Annotated in this window: 20 protein-coding genes and 1 pseudogene; 16 read left to right on the top strand and 5 right to left on the bottom strand. The window is 37.6% G+C overall.

Annotated features, from left to right (window positions below):
• Nucleotides 1–62: 62 nt before the first annotated feature.
• The 7 genes from bioB (at nucleotide 63) to GQR38_RS08840 (ending at nucleotide 7,399) form a co-directional block, all read left to right on the top strand.
• A complete protein-coding gene (gene bioB, locus GQR38_RS08810) occupies nucleotides 63–1,103 on the top strand; it encodes a biotin synthase BioB (protein WP_165721926.1) in 1,041 nt (346 codons plus the stop codon).
• Nucleotides 1,104–1,113: 10 nt separating this feature from the next.
• Complete coding sequence (locus GQR38_RS08815) at nucleotides 1,114–2,265, top strand: 8-amino-7-oxononanoate synthase (RefSeq protein WP_165721925.1); 1,152 nt, start codon at nucleotides 1,114–1,116, stop codon at nucleotides 2,263–2,265.
• A complete protein-coding gene (locus GQR38_RS08820) occupies nucleotides 2,262–3,137 on the top strand; it encodes a methyltransferase domain-containing protein (RefSeq protein ID WP_165721924.1) in 876 nt (291 codons plus the stop codon). The genes GQR38_RS08815 and GQR38_RS08820 overlap by 4 nt, the downstream gene beginning before the upstream one ends.
• A 28-nt stretch (nucleotides 3,138–3,165) precedes the next feature.
• Entirely contained in the window at nucleotides 3,166–3,849 is a 684-nt protein-coding gene (bioD, locus tag GQR38_RS08825; RefSeq protein WP_007586785.1) for a dethiobiotin synthase, read from the top strand.
• 121 nt (nucleotides 3,850–3,970) lie between these two features.
• Entirely contained in the window at nucleotides 3,971–5,542 is a 1,572-nt protein-coding gene (locus GQR38_RS08830) for an FAD-dependent oxidoreductase (RefSeq protein ID WP_165721923.1), read from the top strand.
• A gap of 212 nt (nucleotides 5,543–5,754) precedes the next feature.
• Nucleotides 5,755–6,618: a protease HtpX gene (gene htpX / locus GQR38_RS08835; RefSeq protein ID WP_165721922.1), complete on the top strand. Its 864-nt coding sequence runs from the start codon at nucleotides 5,755–5,757 to the stop codon at nucleotides 6,616–6,618.
• Between the two features lie 262 nt (nucleotides 6,619–6,880).
• Complete coding sequence (locus GQR38_RS08840) at nucleotides 6,881–7,399, top strand: hypothetical protein (protein WP_346774071.1); 519 nt, start codon at nucleotides 6,881–6,883, stop codon at nucleotides 7,397–7,399.
• A 64-nt stretch (nucleotides 7,400–7,463) separates the two neighbouring features.
• On the opposite strand, the gene gloA is transcribed toward GQR38_RS08840, so the two are convergent.
• Nucleotides 7,464–7,991, bottom strand: a complete 528-nt coding sequence (gloA, locus tag GQR38_RS08845) for a lactoylglutathione lyase (protein WP_165721921.1) — start codon at nucleotides 7,989–7,991, stop codon at nucleotides 7,464–7,466.
• Nucleotides 7,992–8,246: 255 nt separating this feature from the next.
• On the opposite strand from gloA, the gene GQR38_RS08850 reads away from it, so the two are divergent.
• Entirely contained in the window at nucleotides 8,247–8,789 is a 543-nt protein-coding gene (locus GQR38_RS08850; protein ID WP_076924628.1) for a hypothetical protein, read from the top strand.
• A gap of 5 nt (nucleotides 8,790–8,794) precedes the next feature.
• Here GQR38_RS08850 and GQR38_RS08855 read toward each other — a convergent pair whose 3' ends face one another.
• Both GQR38_RS08855 and GQR38_RS08860 read right to left on the bottom strand, forming a co-directional pair.
• On the bottom strand, nucleotides 8,795–10,384 hold the full coding sequence (locus GQR38_RS08855; RefSeq protein ID WP_165721920.1) for an MASE1 domain-containing protein: 1,590 nt from the start codon (nucleotides 10,382–10,384) through the stop codon (nucleotides 8,795–8,797).
• Entirely contained in the window at nucleotides 10,371–11,000 is a 630-nt protein-coding gene (locus GQR38_RS08860; RefSeq protein ID WP_165721919.1) for a response regulator transcription factor, read from the bottom strand. The genes GQR38_RS08855 and GQR38_RS08860 overlap by 14 nt, the downstream gene beginning before the upstream one ends.
• Nucleotides 11,001–11,147: 147 nt before the next feature.
• Between GQR38_RS08860 and GQR38_RS08865 the strand changes: the two genes are divergently transcribed.
• Genes GQR38_RS08865 through GQR38_RS08875 form a run of 3 tightly spaced genes read left to right on the top strand, consistent with a single transcriptional unit; the run spans nucleotide 11,148 to nucleotide 12,542 of the window.
• Entirely contained in the window at nucleotides 11,148–11,600 is a 453-nt protein-coding gene (locus tag GQR38_RS08865) for a DUF302 domain-containing protein (protein ID WP_165721918.1), read from the top strand.
• Nucleotides 11,601–11,641: 41 nt separating this feature from the next.
• Nucleotides 11,642–11,998, top strand: coding sequence for a hypothetical protein (locus tag GQR38_RS08870; protein WP_240917398.1), 357 nt, complete (start codon nucleotides 11,642–11,644; stop codon nucleotides 11,996–11,998).
• Between the two features lie 34 nt (nucleotides 11,999–12,032).
• A complete protein-coding gene (locus GQR38_RS08875) occupies nucleotides 12,033–12,542 on the top strand; it encodes a YetF domain-containing protein (RefSeq protein WP_165721916.1) in 510 nt (169 codons plus the stop codon).
• A 71-nt stretch (nucleotides 12,543–12,613) separates the two neighbouring features.
• On the opposite strand, the gene GQR38_RS08880 is transcribed toward GQR38_RS08875, so the two are convergent.
• Nucleotides 12,614–13,234 carry a trimeric intracellular cation channel family protein gene (locus GQR38_RS08880; RefSeq protein ID WP_007586765.1) on the bottom strand — a complete coding sequence of 207 codons (621 nt, stop codon included), beginning with the start codon at nucleotides 13,232–13,234 and terminating at the stop codon, nucleotides 12,614–12,616.
• Nucleotides 13,235–13,664: 430 nt separating this feature from the next.
• Between GQR38_RS08880 and GQR38_RS08885 the strand changes: the two genes are divergently transcribed.
• The 5 genes and pseudogenes from GQR38_RS08885 (at nucleotide 13,665) to GQR38_RS08905 (ending at nucleotide 17,506) form a co-directional block, all read left to right on the top strand.
• Nucleotides 13,665–14,288, top strand: a complete 624-nt coding sequence (locus GQR38_RS08885; protein ID WP_165721915.1) for a cold shock domain-containing protein — start codon at nucleotides 13,665–13,667, stop codon at nucleotides 14,286–14,288.
• Nucleotides 14,289–14,494: 206 nt separating this feature from the next.
• The gene (locus GQR38_RS08890; RefSeq protein WP_165721914.1) at nucleotides 14,495–15,877 is read left to right on the top strand and encodes an ATP-binding protein; all 1,383 of its coding nucleotides are present in this window, start codon (nucleotides 14,495–14,497) and stop codon (nucleotides 15,875–15,877) included.
• Nucleotides 15,877–16,581, top strand: a complete 705-nt coding sequence (locus tag GQR38_RS08895) for an HNH endonuclease domain-containing protein (RefSeq protein ID WP_165721913.1) — start codon at nucleotides 15,877–15,879, stop codon at nucleotides 16,579–16,581. Before GQR38_RS08890 ends, GQR38_RS08895 begins: the two co-directional genes overlap by 1 nt.
• Before the next feature lie 119 nt (nucleotides 16,582–16,700).
• Nucleotides 16,701–16,937, top strand: a pseudogene (locus GQR38_RS08900) (transposase); the annotation flags it as partial.
• Between the two features lie 122 nt (nucleotides 16,938–17,059).
• Entirely contained in the window at nucleotides 17,060–17,506 is a 447-nt protein-coding gene (locus tag GQR38_RS08905; RefSeq protein ID WP_165721912.1) for a hypothetical protein, read from the top strand.
• A 146-nt stretch (nucleotides 17,507–17,652) separates the two neighbouring features.
• Here the strand turns inward: GQR38_RS08905 and GQR38_RS08910 are convergent, their stop codons facing one another.
• The gene (locus tag GQR38_RS08910) at nucleotides 17,653–18,255 is read right to left on the bottom strand and encodes a thiamine biosynthesis protein ThiC (protein ID WP_165721911.1); all 603 of its coding nucleotides are present in this window, start codon (nucleotides 18,253–18,255) and stop codon (nucleotides 17,653–17,655) included.
• Nucleotides 18,256–18,351: the final 96 nt, after the last annotated feature.

The raw sequence follows: 18,351 nt of genomic DNA on the forward strand, positions 1-18,351 counted from the left end.
CAATGTTACTTCAACTCGTAGACTAAGCCAATATCACCACTGAGAAAAAATAAGAGAGTATTATGGAACTTGCACCTGTTCGTCACGATTGGACCCACGCTGAGGTTAAAGCATTATTTGAAATGCCATTTAACGATTTACTTTTTAAAGCAGCATCGGTTCACCGTACTAACTTCAACCCAAATGAAGTGCAAATTTCTACGTTGTTATCAATTAAAACAGGCGCTTGCCCAGAAGACTGTAAGTACTGCCCGCAGTCAGGCCATTATCGAACCGATTTAGAACGCGAACGCTTAATAGAAGTAGAAAAAGTAGTAGAGCAAGCGCGCCTTGCAAAACAAAAAGGCGCGACCCGTTTTTGTATGGGGGCTGCATGGTCAGATCCAAAAGATAGAGACATGCCATACATTTCGCAAATGGTTAAAGAAGTAAAAGAGCTAGGGTTAGAAACCTGTATGACGCTAGGCAAACTCACTAACGAAAAAGCCCATGAACTTAGAGACGCAGGGCTTGATTACTACAATCACAACCTTGACACGTCACCTGAGTATTACGAGCAAATTATATCAACCCGTACTTTTCAAGATAGATTAAATACCATTGACCACGTACGCGATGCCGGTATGAAAGTATGCTCGGGCGGAATAGTCGGCATGGGCGAGCAAGCAAGCGACCGCTTTGGACTACTTATGCAACTAGCTAATTTGCCACAACAGCCAGAAAGCGTGCCTATTAATATGCTGGTTAAAGTTAAAGGCACACCGCTTGAAAACGTAGACGATTTAGATCACTTTGAATTTATACGTACCATAGCAACAGCGCGTATTATGATGCCACACAGTTATGTACGTTTATCGGCAGGGCGTAATGCCATGAACGAGCAAATGCAATCAATGTGCTTTTTTGCAGGCGCTAACTCAATATTTTATGGTGATAAACTACTTACCACCGAAAACCCAGATGCTGATGCCGATATGAATCTAATTAAAAAATTAGGTATGAACCCAGAAAAGCGTCACGACTATTCAGACGAAGCCGTAGAAGCCTCGCTTTCATCGCAAGTAGCCGACAAAGCAACCTCTGAATTGTTTTACGAAGCGTAGGCTTATATCAATGCCTTTTGATTTTATAAATACGCATCTGCAGGCTCGCCAGCAAGATGCGTTACTTCGTAAACGCCACGTAGTACAACACGCTACAGCGCGCACCATAACGGTTAATAACAAAGCCTACCTTAACTTTGCCAGTAACGATTACTTAGGTTTTGCTGATGTGGCTGTTAACCTTAATAACTCCCAAGCATTAGGCAGTCACAGCTCTGCATTGGTTAGCGGTTATCAGGCGCAGCAAAAAGCGCTCGAACAATACTTATGCGAGCAATTTGGTTATGGCGCGGGTATGCTATTTAACTCAGGGTTTAGCGCCAATAGCAGCGTAATTAAAGCGTTGTTTCAAGATAAAGCTGCTGCGCAAAACAGCGCTATTTTTCAAGATAAGTTAAATCATGCAAGCTTGATTGACGGTGCTCTGCATTGTAACGCGGCATTAGTGCGTTTTAATCACAACGACATGAACCATTTACGTTCACGGCTCGAAAAATCAAAAGCGCAAAACAAGCTAATTATAAGCGAAGGCGTATTTTCGATGGATGGCGATACCGCGCCTCTTAAAGAATTACTCGCACTTGCAAAACAGCACAACGCATGGCTAATGATTGACGACGCACACGGCTTTGGTGCATTAGGCAAAACCGGTTTGGGCAGTTGCGAAGCGTTTATTACTCAAACGCTGCCAGATATATTAGTCATTACCTTTGGTAAGGCAGTCGCCAGTAGTGGCGCGTGTGTATTAGGCAGTAAACAGTTTATTGATTACATGCTGCAATTTAATCGCGATTACACGTATTCAACCGCTATGTCGCCGCTTATGGCAAGTCACACACTTGCGCGTATTAAAAGCATAAAAACAGCTGATGATAAACGCGATAACCTTAATGCCAATATTGCGTTATTTAAGCAACTCGCTAAAACCCATAATATTGCAGTTATGGAGTCAAACACAGCCATACAGCCCATTGTATTAGGCTGCGCTGAGCAAACGTTGCAAGCGGCAGATAAACTTAAACAACAGGGTATTTGGCTCACTGCAATTAGACCGCCCACAGTTGCACATAACACCTCACGTTTGCGCATTACTTTAACAGCCGCACATACCGAGCAAGACATAACGCACTTAGTTAAGCATTTAGTAGGTGCAATAGCATGATTGCTCAGCCAGTATTAAAAACAGACCTAGTGCAAACACAACTTGTAAAACCGTGCCTAGTAAGTAGCGAATTGGATATAGAGTTAAACAAGGATTTAAGCAAGGAGCTAAATAAGGAGCTTAAAAAGTCCACCCAAAGTAAGTTTTCAAAGGCGGCGGCGAGTTATAGCGCCCATGCAAATGTACAAAAACACGCAGCGACCGATCTATTTAAACTTATAAAACCAGGCTTTAATAAAAATAAGGTATGTGTTGATTTAGGCGCAGGTCCGCTTGTTAATACACACACATTACAAAGCATGTTTTCAAGCGTTGTGGCAATCGATTTAAGTTTAAATATGCTGCAAAGTAGTGATTTAACCACAACTAAAATATGTGCCGATATGGATAACTTACCGCTGCAAGCAAACAGTGTTGATGTTATTTACAGTAACTTTGCAGTGCAATGGTCTGCTAATTTTTCGACTTTAATGCAATCACTTTACAGCATATTAAAACCAGGCGGGCAGGCGTACATAAGCACTGTGGTAGAGGGCTCACTTAACGAAATAAAAACAGCGTTTGCAGCGCTTGATTCAAACAGCCACATAAATACTTTTAATAGTGAATTGCATATAAACCAATCAGTCCAAAATGCAGGGTTTATTATTAACAGTGCAAAAAAATGTATTTATACCGATGAATACACAACACCTTTAAAAGCGATTGCTTCAATTAAAGCTATAGGGGCAACTACGCAAAATCATACCAATACACGCCAGGGGTTACTTACCAAATCTGCGCTACAAAAAGTATGCAGTGCGTATCCGCTTATAAATAACAAAGCATGTGTGTCTTATCATGTGGTGCTGTTATCATTAGAAAAACACTAAATAAGCCCAAAGACATTAAAGGCAACGCATGAAAGAATTTTTTATAACAGGCACCGACACCGATGCCGGAAAAACCCACGTTACCAGTTTGCTATTAAAGTTACTTGCCCAACATAAAAAACAAGCCATTGGCTTTAAGCCCCTTGCTGCTGGCTGCGAAATGGCGTTTGATCAGCTAGTAAATGCTGATGCTCTCATACTAATGGAAAGCGCAACAGTAAGCGCTAAATACGACGTAGTAAATCCGTTTGCGTTTGCGCCACCTATTGCGCCGCACATAGCCGCTGAGCAAGTTGGGGTTAGTATTACTATTGATAAACTAAGTGATGCTTATAATGATGTAAAACAGCAGGGCGCTAATTACATACTTACCGAAGGTGCTGGTGGCTGGGCGTTACCAATTAACAATACGGAGTATTTATACGACTGGGTTAAAGCAGAGCAACTACCGGTAATACTGGTTGTTGGTATGAAGCTAGGTTGCTTAAATCATGCGTTACTAACCGCTGCGCATATGCAAAGTATGGGAATAAACTGCGTTGGTTGGATTGCAAACCAAGTCGATAAAAACATGGACGAGTACCAAGCAAACCTTGACTCACTTAAAGCACGTTTACCGTTTCCAATACTTGCCATAAGCCCATACAGCGAGCAAACTCCTAAGTTACAAATATACAAAAGCTTGCTTAGTGCGTTATCTATAAACACTTAAGCGGTTTTAAAAAAGCTACTTTGTTAGGTAAATCTTGAAATAGTCAGCCTTAGTACACATATAAACGTTTATAAATACATAGCTTGCTTAAAGACAATGTTACTAAGGACATAACGACTATATGACGCACCCATTTATTGAAAACTACGCCCAAAATGCGCACGTAAGCGCTGAGCCAAAAGCACTAAATAAAAAACGCGTAGGTATAATAGGTGGAGGCACAGCTGGCGCCACAATAGCCATTAGACTTGCTGCGTTAGGGTTAGAAACTTATGTACTTGAAAAGAAAAAGTCGTTAATTGATGGCCCTCCAATGTGCCATTTGCATGCAGGTGGCAACTTATACCGTGAAATACCCGACGAAGACTGCATAGATTTACTTAAGCAATGTATAGATATTGCTCGCCTTTATCCTCACACCATAGATGTTCGCCCCACAGTATTTGCCGTACCTAAGCGCGATGACGACTCACCCGAGGATTTATTTCCACGTTTAAATAAATTAGTAAAAGCCTATAGCGAGCTTGTTGAACAAGACAGGGCTAATAAAGTATTAGGCGAGCCAGCGCATTATTATCAGTTATATAGTTATGAGCAAATGCTAAAGCTTGCTAAGCAAAAACAAGTAGCGAAGCCCACGTCGTTAGATGAGTGGATGATACCCGTGGCTAAGCATTTAGATTTAGATAAGTTAAAGTTCCCACTAATTGTTGCACAAGAATATGGTTGGAATATATTTCGTTTATCGGCCAGTGCACAACTCGCCCTTGCACAGTACAAACACGCTCACGTTTTAACAAGCACCAGTGTTAAAAATGTATCAGAAGTTATAAATACCAATAATGATAAGCAAACACTTAAGTGGCGCATTGAATACCAATCAGAGCCAAGCCTTGATGAACAACCTGATACTCAAACCGATACACAAGTCGATACACAAACCATTGAGGTAGATTACCTTATTAATGCGTGTGGTTTTCAAACCGGTATTATTGACGACCTGGTTGGGGTAGATGTAAAACGCATGGTCGAATTTAAAGCCTCTTACATTACTCATTGGCAAGGTGCTGGTGGGCAAATACCCGAAATAATTATTTATGGTAACCGTGGTACGCCAGAAGGTATGGCGCAGCTAACCCCTTACCCTAACGGATACTTTCAAATACATGGCATGACTAACAACATTACATTGTTTAACGATGGGTTAGCTGATGCAACGTCAATGAGCGCACAGCCTAAACTTCCCAATAAATACCTGCATTATATTAAAGGTGGCTGGGATGAAGCAGCATTGCAAACACGTACCCAAACAGCAATTGATTATGTAGCCGAGTTTGTCCCTGCGTTTAAAACTGCTAATACACAAAATAATGCCTTGTATGGCGGGCAACAAATCCCAGGTGATGACGACACTTTGCGCGTAGCCGATGTAAGTTTATATTCGCATATTAGTTACGCACGGGCTGAAAATGTAAAAGCATCGTCAACGTTAATAGCGGCAGATCAAATCGTGGGTGAGTTTATAAAATTAGGAATAATAAGTAGCGATCCTGCTGTAAATCATCACCGCAGTACCCACCAATGGTCGTACCTTAAACATAATAGCAGCGAAAAAATTGACGAAGTTGCACGCATATTGGCACACGAGCGTGGTTTTCCGATTGATATGGCAGAGCTTAATAACAGCTTGTAATAAGCTGACTTATAAAGAAACTTTAGTCTTAAATTTGCTGTAAAACCCTTCTTAAAAAAATTATCAATAAACACATAAATAACACTTGTGTTATGACATAGTTTGTCACAGAATAGCGCTAACGTTATGACATAGTGTGTCATAACGCAGTGATTGCTTTAACCTAATTTAATTTTATGTTCGGTGATCAAACCTATTTTTGTGAGGACAATATGAAACGTGTATTTTTGTTTTTATTAACTAACCTAGCGGTTATGTTGGTATTAGGTGTAGTGCTTTCAATAATAATGAGCGCGCTGGGCTTAAGCCATCGTAGCCTTGGCGGAATTTTACTTATAGCCACCGTATTTGGTTTTGGTGGATCGTTTATTTCGTTATTTATGTCGAAATGGATCGCTAAAAAATCAACAGGCGCGCATGTAATTACGCAGCCTCGAAACGAAACCGAACATTGGCTTGTACAAACGGTATCTGCGCAAGCACAAAAAGCAGGTATTAAAATGCCAGAAGTGGCTATTTACGACAGCCCAGAAATGAACGCATTTGCAACCGGCCCAAGTAAAAACAACTCGTTAGTGGCAGTAAGCACAGGCTTAATGCACAACATGACCAAAGATCAAGCCGAAGCCGTACTTGCCCACGAAGTATCGCACGTGGCTAACGGCGACATGGTAACGCTTACCCTAATACAAGGCGTGGTAAACACCTTTGTAATATTTGCTGCAAAAGTACTTGCAGGCATAGTAGATAACTTTATTAATAGCGATGAAGAAGAGGGTGGTAGTAGTTGGACATACTTCTTATTCGATATGTTATTCCAAGTATTATTTGGTGTGCTAGCAAGCATAGTAGTTGCAAGTTACAGCCGTAAACGTGAGTTTGCAGCCGACAGCGGCGCAGCAAAACTAGTTGGTGCTGACAAAATGCGATCAGCCCTTGAGCGATTAAAGCAAAACCATCCTTCGCAATTAGAAGGCTCAATGATGGCCTTTGGTATTGCAAGTGGCAAAGGCATGGCTGAATTGTTTTCATCGCACCCACCGCTTGATGCGCGAATCGACGCACTTCGTAAGTAATTATGTAAAATAGTTAATATACTAAGCCAGCTTAATTGCTGGCTTTTTTATGTTTACGTTAAAATACCAAAATACGCATGTACTGTGTTTATATACAGCACCCTGTGTTGCTTTATAAAATCGTTACTTTTTTAAGCTATATGTGTTTACGGAGTTATTATGTATAAGTAAACTAAAATACCTTAAAGCCAGCAATACTACTGGTTTTAATACTTAACATTTAATACTTAACATTTAATACTTAACAAGGATGCTTATTGTAGTGGAAAAGGTGCAGCAAACTAAAGAATGCATTATGTGTTTTAGCGCTATAGATTCACGCGCTAAAAAATGCCCGCAATGCACCTCACTTCAAGCTAAATATTCTAATTTAGAAAACAATCCCATTATTATTGGTGCATTGGCCTTAATTATTGTTGGTATTTTTGGGTTTGTTTTTTATCAAAATATATATGTAGCAGGGCTTGAAGAACAAGCACAAAAAAACCTAACTGCTAATGTAAACCAAATTAGCACTAAAAATGAAACCGATGGTTTGTATGTTGCCTGTATAGGGAAAATAAAAAATGAATCAGATTTTTCGTTTAAAAATATAAAGTTTAAGGTCGATTTTTTAACAGATCAAAACACTCTAGTCGATACGCTATCAATAACCGACGAAGACCTAATTATACTACCTAATGATTCAACAAACTTTAGAGTAAGAGGGATAGCCCAAAAGTCTGCTAATAGTTATAACAATTGCCAAGTAACAATAACCGATGCTTGGGCCTATAAATAAAAATGAATTTTTACGATTAAAAAAACCAGCTAAAAAGCTGGTTTTTAATATAAATAAATCGTTATTACTGAGAAAGGATAATCTCAGTAATACCCTCAGCAGAGAGTATTTCAATCCAGTAGCCGTCAGGATCTTTAATAAAGGCTAGGCCTTTCATTGAGCCATCATCTGGTTTTTTTACAAACTCTACATCGTATTTTGCAAAGCGCTCACTGGCTGCGTAAACATCCGGCACGCTAATACCAATATGGCCAAAGCCTTTAGGTTCTTGATTACCGCTGTGGTAGCCCTCAAAACTGTCATCGTTTTCAGTGCCCCAATTATGGGTTAACTCAATCAACGCAGGGCGACGAAACACCCATTCAGCTTTTGCCTTATCATCGCCTTGTGGCAATTCTTGTTCGTAGCCTAAAAAGTAAAGCGTAAATTTCATACCAGGAAAATCATACTTACCTAAAAGCTTCATACCCAATACATTTTCATAAAATTCTAAAGACGGCTTTGGATCTTTAATACGCAACATAGTTTGCTGCATAACATAGCCTTGCGTGGCTTGTTCAATTTGCTCTGGAGATTCGTTATAGCTAGACATGGTGATCCTTACTGAAAATAATAAAGCGAAAGCATAGATATAGTACTTAACTTATCATAATCAACCGTATTATAAATTTAAACCACTGCTTTACTTATTAACCATTAATAGTGGAATTGACTGTCAAAACGGAGCTTTATAAATAGCACGTGTTATTTTCTAAGCCATTTTCCTAGGTTGATTAGGAATATGGATGATTTTTTACTTTCATAATTGCTAATAAACTATTGAAAACTGGGACGTTAAGATACAAATATGACTTTATTAGATGAAAGTACAAAAGAATTTGGCAGTATGAGCGTATTACTTCATAACACCAATACAGCAAGTTACTGTATTGAGTGGTTTAGTAAAATGACCGGAGCGTCGATTACCTTAGCAAGAGTGGAAGCTGGCAAGTATTTAGTTACCCGAAAGTGGGCAGAAGGGCGCGAACTAGATGATGTAACCAGTGACTTTAACCGCGCTAACCAAGCCATTATTCATTTTTTGAATAATGTTGATATAGCTAAAATGAACGAGCAAAGAGTCGCCGCAGCTAAACTTTACTGCATAAATTTATTTGTAAAAGCAGAAGGTTTGAGGCCTGTTACTAACCCTAATTTACCAAAACCAAGGCTGCAAGACGCTATAGGCAAAAAGGTGATAGTAAAGTCAACCTTAGGCAATTGCCAAATAGCTACCGGACTATTGCTACAGCTGGTGGGTAATCAAGTTGAAATTCAGGTAAACCCAGATAGCGCATTTGATGATCAACCAAGGCAAAAGTTTTACACTAAGCAAGTATCAATTTGTTAAAGTGTTTAACGGCCAATGCTTATAGGCAGTTTTACCTTAATGCTAAAGCCGCCTTGATTAGTAACCTTAAAGCTACCACCTAGCGCAATAGCTCGCTCTTGTATAAAAGCTAAACCATAGTGACCTGAGTTTTCTGTTGGTTTTACTTTGCTTCCGTTATCACTAATTTCTAATTTTATAAACTGACTATCCGTTTTAATATTTATAATAAGTTTGGTCGCGTTACTATGCTTAATACAATTGGTAACAGCTTCTTGGCAAATCCTGTAAACGGCAATTTCATGCTCTTTAGTGAGCGTATCATCTACGTTAAAATTAACCTCATAGCTTATATTTGCTTTTGTAAGTAAACTTTTTAATCGCCCTTGAGTCATCGCATTTTGTAGCCCTAACTCGTCTAATTCACGAGGGCGAAGGTAGTGCATTAATTGGTAAACAGAATCGTACATAGAGTTTGCATTGCTTTTTAACGTAGCCACAAACGATTGTGTTTTTTCGTCACAAAGGTGCGATAAAATAGCCAAGTCGGTTTTTAAAGCCGTTAAGTTTTGCCCAAGTTCGTCGTGTAACTCTTGTGAAAGGTGCTTACGCTCGTTTTCTTGCACGCTCACCATTTTAGCCCCAAGTAGGGTATTTTGATTAAGCTGCTTAGTTAGTGCGCGGTTAATCTTTTTTAACTCAGTATTTTTACGTTTAAGCTCTGTAATTGCCGCGCCTAACACCATGCTGGTAATCGCATTAGCCAAAATAAACAACTGGCTAATATAGGTATTGCTAGGCTCATGGGTCATGCTTGCTTCAACTATTATGAGTGCATTTATAAGTGTCGCACTACTTACTGCGCCAAGTACGCCAAAGCGATACGAAAACCAAATAATAGGTAATAACGATGCAAGGCGTAGTAATGGGTAAGTATCGGGCCGTATCAGGTATACAAGCATCGCAACAAGTAAAACAGTAGCTAACGTAACCGTTAAATTAGTTACTTTAAGTAATGCCGGGCGCTTTAACGAAAGGTTTAAAGAGTGAAGTAGCATAATAAACGGCGCAACTAATAACGAGCCTGTTATATCGCCAAGGCACATATTTAACTGATACTGTAATAGCTCTTTAGCAACCAATATGTTTGTAAATTCAAACGCACTAGAAAACAAAAACCACTTTATTGAGGTGCTCGCAACACACAATAAAATCAACGAAAGTATACCTAAACTATTATTAATACTTGGTGGCCAGCGGCTATGTTTAAACACATACACAAGGGCAAAAAAGCAAAGCTCCTGCCAAAAACCATGCAGTAGATTAAACTCCCAAACCCCGGTCATTGTATAACCTAAGTGAGCAGCCAAAGCACGAGACGATATCCACAACGTAATCCAATACCGAGTTGGCGAAAGCAAATAAAAAGCAATTTTTATCCCTGCAGGAATAAATATAGCGCTACTTTCAGGGACAGTTTCTAAATTAGCCCCAACCCAAAAAGCAGCAATACAGGCAATAAAATAAATTACGCCAACTACAAACTGCTTTGTAATTTCTTTAGCGGTTGCTGCAATAGAAAAATTAAAAGCAGGTAATGTACTAGGTAAGTTCATCTAGCTGAATTACTCCCGCATCAATCGCTATTTTTAGCAGTTCAAACGATGTTGTTACATTAAGCTTGCTGTAAATATTTGCCTTATGCACATGCGCTGTTTTAGGCATTATTTCTAATTTTTGTGCTATTTGCTTTGCATTAAAGCCCTTTGCTAACAGTGGTAAAGCTTCGAGCTCTCGGTTAGTTAAAATAGTTAACGCTGAGTTTGGCGTATTTAAAGCAAAATTCACATCTTCACTTATATAGCGTTTACCTAATGCAACCGATTTAACTGCATCAATTAACTCCTCCGACGCAGATCGTTTAGAGACGTAACCAAGTGCGCCTAATCGTAGCGCATTACTTACATAAGGTTCGTAATCGTGCATGGAGGCAACAATGGTTTTAATTTCAGGGAAATTTTCGTTAAGGTAGGTTAAAAATATAAGGCCGGTTTCTGATTCATTAAGTGATATATCAACAATAAATATATCGGGTTGTTCAAGCTCAACAGCCAGTTTTGCTTGGCTAACATTGCAGGCTTCTATTATTACTTCCCAGTCTGCTTGTAGCTCTAGTAGTTTTTTAAAACTGTCGCGTACTAATTGATGATCTTCAATTATTCCAATGTGCATGTATTTCTCCCTTTAAATTTATTATACATTGAAACAGATAACCATCAGCCAAAAAATTTATTAAATTTAATTACCTAGCAAAAATGTACACTGTAAAAATTAAAGGAGCAATAACGCTCAGTATTTATATATTTAAACGGAGACACTATGAAAACACTAAATATTATTTTTGGACTCGCATTACTCTTTGCTATTACAAATGCTAACGCAGTAGAGGGACTAATTTCAGTAAAAAGCCCATTAAGCGCTAAAGCCACTATGGATAAGTTTGAGAATCTGGCAAAACAAAAAGGGCTAAATATATTTGCACGAATAGATCACGCTGCTGGTGCTAAAAAAGTAGAACAGCAACTACGGCCAACAGAGGTTCTTATATTTGGTAACCCCAAAGGCGGCACACCTCTTATGCAGTGCGCACAAACAATAGGTATTGATTTACCGTTAAAAGCACTGGTATGGGAAGACGCACAATCGCAGGTATGGTTAAGCTATAACGATCCTACTTATATAGCTGAGCGCCATAACGTACCAAACTGTTTAGTTGCTACAAAATTAAGTAAAGTATTAGCAGCACTGGCAGATAAAACCGTTGGGCCATAAAACTAACTTTAAACAATGTATTAGCTAAATTAAGGATGATTTTGAAACAATCTTCAATTGTATTTTTAGCCATAGTAAGCCTGTTTTTACAGGCTTTTTTGCTAATCTCGCTAATTAATTTTTTTACAAGTATTTACAATGCTTATGCAGCATTTGCTGGTGGCGATCCTAAATTAATAGCAGGGCATATTTCATCAGGTATTGTAATTTCGTTAATACAAATTGCACCAGCGATACTTGGCTATTTTATAAGTTACATGTTGATTAAAAATAAACGCGTAAATGACTTTGCATTGCTTAAATCTGCTTTAAAGTTTTATGCGTATCTATGGCTTTTATTTATCCCCATTGGTACGATTTTAGGTGCAAAGTTATTAACTCAATTAAAGAAGGGTTAAATTTAATAGCGGCTTTAAAAATAAAGGAGTAACCATGTTTTTTGATGATGCTCAGGGTTTAGTGCGCGTACTTATTATTGGTGTACTGGGTTATGTAGCGCTGGTGTTTTGGTTGCGTGTATCGGGCAAGCGAACACTATCTAAATGGAACGTGTTCGACTTTGTAGTCACCATTGCGCTGGGCTCTATTCTTGCCTCGGTAATTATTTCAAAAAGTGTCGCGCTGCTTGAGGGTATATTGGCATTTGTTGTTTTAATAGGGCTGCAATATTTAATTACCTGGCTCAGTGTTCGCTCATCTAAATTTGCAGCTTTAGTAAAAGCTGAGCCCACGTTGTTACTGAGTGATGGTGAATATTGCACGGCAGCCCTTAAATCGCAGCGAGTAACAAAATCAGAAATTCGCGCTGCTATTCGTGGTGCGGGTATATTAGCCATAGAAGATGTAGCTGCCGTAGTGCTAGAAACCGATGGTAGTTTTAGCGTAATGCCGCACAATAACAGCGGGTTAAAAACCGCGTTAAGCGATGTAAGCGGGCATTAAATTAATACGCTAATAGTTATATTAACTAAGGCAGGTATATTACCTGCCTTATTTTGTATTAAAGCTTATTTTTATTTAGCGTGCTGCTCTAATAAACTAAAGGTAGGTAAGCGCCATTTAAAGCGTATTGATGCCATACGTATTAAATAGCCTGCAACAAGGCTTACAATAATGCTGATGTTGTCATCAATATTATAATGGTGCAGTGCCAAGTATAAACAGGCAACAAGTAACGATACACTCGCGTATAGCTCGTTATGTAATACAAGCGGCGCTTGGCGACATATTAAATCACGCAGTAACCCACCAAATACGCCAGTAACAACCGCAGCCACTACACAAATACCGTAATGTAATCCCATATTAAGCCCCACTTGGCAGCCAATAATACTAAAGGCAGCTAAACCAAGGGCGTCTAAGCGCATAAATATGCCTTTAAATTTAACTACCCATTTAGCAAGCCACGTAGTAACAATACCGGCAATACAGGTAATTAATAAATACTCTGGATGTTGTACCCACGTAAGCGGGTAATTGCCTAGTAATATATCTCGTACGCTGCCACCACCAATTGCGGTCGCACTAGCTACCAGCACTACGCCAAACCAATCCATTTTCATTCGCCCTGCGCTAAGTGCGCCGGTCATGGCTTCTGCGGTAATACCAATAATATAAACAACGGTTAGTAGCATGAGATAATCACTTGAAATTCGTGCGTAAAAATAAGGTGTGGATTGTATAGATAAATTAAGTAAATAACGAATGAAAAATCATACTAAAAAAGCATCATTCAGATAGAAATAACTAATAACAAAAACCAGTGTAAACAAGCTGTTAAGTTAATAAGTGGGTGCGCAATGATTCATGTGAATTAAAGGACATATGACCGCAAAGTATAAATAAAACAGGTTGGATTTAGTTGTTTTTAGCGCGTTTATTTTTCAGCTAAATTTAATAACTTAGTTTAATAGTTAAGTTTAATAATTTGGTTTAGTAGGTAAAGCGTAAAATTAACGCAATATGAATATTTAGTTGCATGGTTTTAATTTAGGAACGTATAATAACAAGTGTTAACTAAATGGAATTTGAGTAAAACGCAGCTTAAGCAGAGCAGGTAAATACATGAACAAAGGATTGTTAAAGTCGTGGAAAACCGACAAAGGTTTTGGTTTTATTAAATCAGACACCCTAGAACACGACACATTTATACACATATCAGCGCTCAAACACATGAGCCGCAAGCCAAAAGTTGGCGACACCATTTATTTTGAAGTTGCTACGCAGCCCGACGGTAAAACCAAAGCAATTAACTGCCGTATAGATGGCGTTGCAGAGCTTAAAGCACCTTACCAAAAACACAATCAACAGCCTTACCGTATGGCTAAATCTAATTTTGCCAGTAGCTTTTTAGGTAAAGTTGCCTCAATAGCGCTAATTGCTGCACTTTGCTTTTATGCGATTAATAAATACAACACTCACTCAAGTAGCCAAACTCCCATTATTACGAATGACGATTTAGCTACGTTTGATGAAAAATATCCGAAAGTAGTTATTCCAAAAATCGTTATTCCTAAAGTCGTTATTCCTAAAAGCATGCAAAATTTTACGTGTGATGGCAGGCAATATTGTACTGAAATGCGCTCACGCGAAGAGGCGGTATTTTTTATAAATAATTGCCCGAATACAAAAATGGATGGTGATGAGGATGGTGACCCTTGTGAGAACGATTCACGGTTTAAAAAATGAATGGTAATTTGATAAACCGTTTAGTTAAAGGTAAGGTTTAATAAAAATAGAATTAATTGCTGTGTATAAATACAGCGATGTAAGTTTTGTCCCGTAACATTATTGAAAGTCGTTTAGGGGTTAAATAACAAAGGCTACTGATTAGCAATTGTAATTATCTGTTAGCTGACAAAGTACATATCACTCAACCTTCAAGGATTGAAAATTTGTTAATTAAATACAGATACAAAGAAAAAGACTTTCATTTCTCTAATCGCGATAAAGGGGAAGATCAAAATATTTTTACTGTTATTGTTGGAAAAAATGGGACTGGAAAAAGTCGCTTAATGAAGTCAGTAATAGAATCGCTTATAGGTAAAAGTAATCGGGATGGAGTTTTAAGAAGGCAGCAGACCGTTGAAGGATTATTTCCAGAGAGTAAAATAAATAATATTGAACTAGATAAAGAGCCTCAAAAAATTATTGCCGTATCTACAAGTCCTTTTGATAAATTCCCTTTAGATATTTTTGGCCGTTTTAATAAAAAATATTCTTATTTAGGTCTTCGTGATTTAAGGTCAAGAGATCTTGGTATGGCATATATGGCTAACATATATTTATCTTTATTGAAATCAGTGATAAATGAGTCTGGTAGAGCTAATAAAATATGTGAGGTGTTGGGATTTCTGGGTTACTCACCAAAAATTGAAGCAAGGTACCACTTGGAGTTTTCTATAAGAATGATTCAAGATGCTTTAGTTAGTTCTAATCCAGTTGAATATTTTATTGATAATTTTATATCAAATAGACCCCACACATTAAATAGAAATAGAGCGAGAGCGAGAGGTTTTCTTGATGAAGATGGAAATATAGATATTTCTAAAGTTGAAAGGTTTCTTGATATATATCGAAAGATTCATCCTTCCAATTTAAAGCCAAGAGTAGAAATATTTCTTGAAAGAAGCGGAATATTATTCCCTCATAATGAAATTTATGATGTAAATGATTTGTTCTTTTTAGCCGAAATCGGTGTTGCAAAATTAAGAGAAATCACTCTAGAAAAAAATAACGGGAAGAGTTTTCACATCGGTGATGCAAGTTCGGGTGAACAAAGTGTTGTAATGAGTATACTCGGAATTGCGAGCCAAATATGTGATGATAGTTTGATTTGTATTGATGAACCTGAAGTCTGTCTTCATCCCGAATGGCAAGAAAAGTATATAGATATCTTAATTAATACTTTTAAAAGTTTTAAAGGTTGCCATTTTCTAATTGCAACACACTCTCCATTGATGGTATCTAAACTTAACGATAGAAATTGTTATTTAATGAAAATGGAGAATGGTGAAGTGACAAATGCGTCACAAGTTAACAATAGGTCTGTTGACTTTCAACTTGTAAATGTTTTTGGTACGCCGGGCTTTAAAAATGAATATCTTACAAGAGAATTAATATCAGTATTATCTTTATTTGGACAAACAGGAACGTTAGACAAGATTACCCAAGAGAAACTTAAATTTTTATTATCGTTAAAAGATCAAATCAGTGAAAAAGACCCAGTTTTTAAACTTATGGATATGGCTCAGGAAGCTCTGATGGAGAGCCTTTAATGCCCAATGTTTTGATAAAATATAATAGTGAAGATCAGCTTAAAGTTGATGCATATAATAATCTAGACGAAGATAGAAAAAGCGGAGAATATTGGGACGATAGTGACGGCCAAGATTTAAAGGAAATTAAAAAAAATATTAAAACACATTATATCGAATCTCAAGGTTATACATGTCCTTATTGTAGGCAGACAATTGAAGTTGATCATAATGCTGTCTGGGATGCTGAACATATAATACCAAAAGATAAATTTCCTCAGTTTTTATTTTCGCCGTTAAATTTATGTGTTGCCTGCAAAGATTGTAATTTGGCTAAGTTGAATAAAAATGTTTTAAAAAACAAAAATAGAAAAACGTTACCTGTAGAGAACGATGATTATATATTTATACATCCCAATTTAGATGTATACACAAAGCATATGAAAATCATGAAGTCATCGTTGTTTTTCATACCACTAGATTCTAAAGGAAAAGAAACAATTGAAATTTGTGGTTTATTACGTTTCTTATATAAATTTACTGATTATGGAGATATATCTCTAGAAGTTAAAGAAAAGGTTTCTATGCTGTCGGATGAGCTGCAAAATGCAAAAAGTGGTATTGAACAACACTTTATCCTAACATGCCTTGGGGATGTCGTTGAGCAAGGGAAGCAAAAAGCTCAAAAAGAATATATGGCTGGGCTGAGAGCTAAAGCCAGCTAATCGGGTCGATAACCTTAATTAACAGTGACAATAAATTAACTAGACACCCACTCTAAATTTTGCACTTTTCGAAGTTAGAGGTTAGCCTTTGTTTAGTGTAAAAAGTAAGCAGATGTCTTATGGCTATCGCAAGAAAACGTCAAGTAAATTTGGTTGATACAAAATACTACCATTGTATTTCACGCTGTGTTCGCCGTGCATTTTTATGTAGCGAAGACCGTTTTACTGGTTAATCTTACGAGCATTGGCGAGGGTGGGTTGAAGATAAGCTGCTTGAATTAGCGAAGGTATTTTGTATTGATGTTTGTGCTTATGCTGTTATGAGTAATCACACTTACTTAGTCCTGTATGCAGATACAAAGATTAACAGTGACACCCATTCTAAATTTTGCTCTTTTAAAGGTCACAATTAATAAGACACCCATCTTAAATTTCAGCTTAGTCAGCAGTGCAGAGCAAGTTTTCGGAGTATTAAAAAATGGATTTTGTTATATACTTAATTTTATTTTTATTGTTCTATATTTTAGTCAATTATATCCAAAGCATTATTGGGTATTACCCTAAACTAGCTAGAGAATATAAAACGGATTTAATTATTTCTGATTCCTCACTTTTAAAATCAAGCAGTATGTACTTGACGAATGTGGCAGATATTTCTCGTGAGAAAAACAGTGAATATCGGACTTGGCTAAATATTAAATCATTTCAGCAAGGTATATTTATAAGCCAAAAACGGATGTTGATTCTACTATTTCCCAGGAGTTTTTTAATACCATGGGAGCAAATTAGTTTAATAAAAGAAAAAACTAATTTTCTTAAAAATCAATATCTTTATAAAGTCGAATGTAAAAAAGAACCTGTTTATATCATTACGAAATTCGATTTATTAAAAAGCGCAGCGCCTCATATCCTCTTTGTGAATTAGCCTTTAGATTACGAAGAGGGCATTAGCTTGAGATACGCTAGGCGAATGCTTTAAACGTAAAACATCGGCGAATTAGCAATCTAATACACGCCGATGTTTATACTTTATTTAAGTAACTACCTTAATAATAAATAGGGTATTAAACCTTAGTCCGCTTTACGGTTAAGGCTAATTAAGCAGATTGCTAAAAGTAACGTTGCAATCATGCCTGATGCACCAGCAACAGCTGATGGAAGGAATCCATCACGGCCAAAGGTAATTAAAATACCATTGGCTAACATTGCAACTCCGCCTGCTAAAGCTGTAAGGCCGCCAATTGCTTTGCCACCTTTAGCAATAAAAGACAGGCCAAAAACAAGAGCTGCTAATCCTAATAATAATTTAGCTGCGTAGTAAATCATGAATGACAAAGAAACCACGCCACCAATTAAAGGTTGTGCACCCTCTACTGTGCCTGCAACTTTTCCAAATGTTGAAAACAAAGTAAGGCCAATACTCACTTGTACTATGTTAAGTACCGCACTAAACGCGATTGCCGACCAGCCTAGTTGAGCGTTTTTTGCTTGCACCATAGATGTGCCTGCAAAGGCAACAAGTAAAGTAAATACCAGCGCTTCTAGCCCCCAAGCGACCTGCCTTGAAAAACTAATTTCTGCACTGTAAAGAACAGAATAAATACCCTGTGATATCGCCAATACCAATAATAACGATGCTGTAATTAGCATGGTGCGTTTATTCGTAAATTCCATTATTTACCTCTTATAATTTTATATTTAATGCTTTAAAAAGATTCGACAGGTTTGAATACGTCAAACAGGAAGCTTTTTAGCTAATTAGCTTTTACA

The sequence above is a fragment of the Pseudoalteromonas sp. c7(2019) genome (assembly GCF_011378625.1).
In the GTDB taxonomy this organism is placed as follows: Bacteria; Pseudomonadota; Gammaproteobacteria; order Enterobacterales; family Alteromonadaceae; genus Pseudoalteromonas; species Pseudoalteromonas arctica.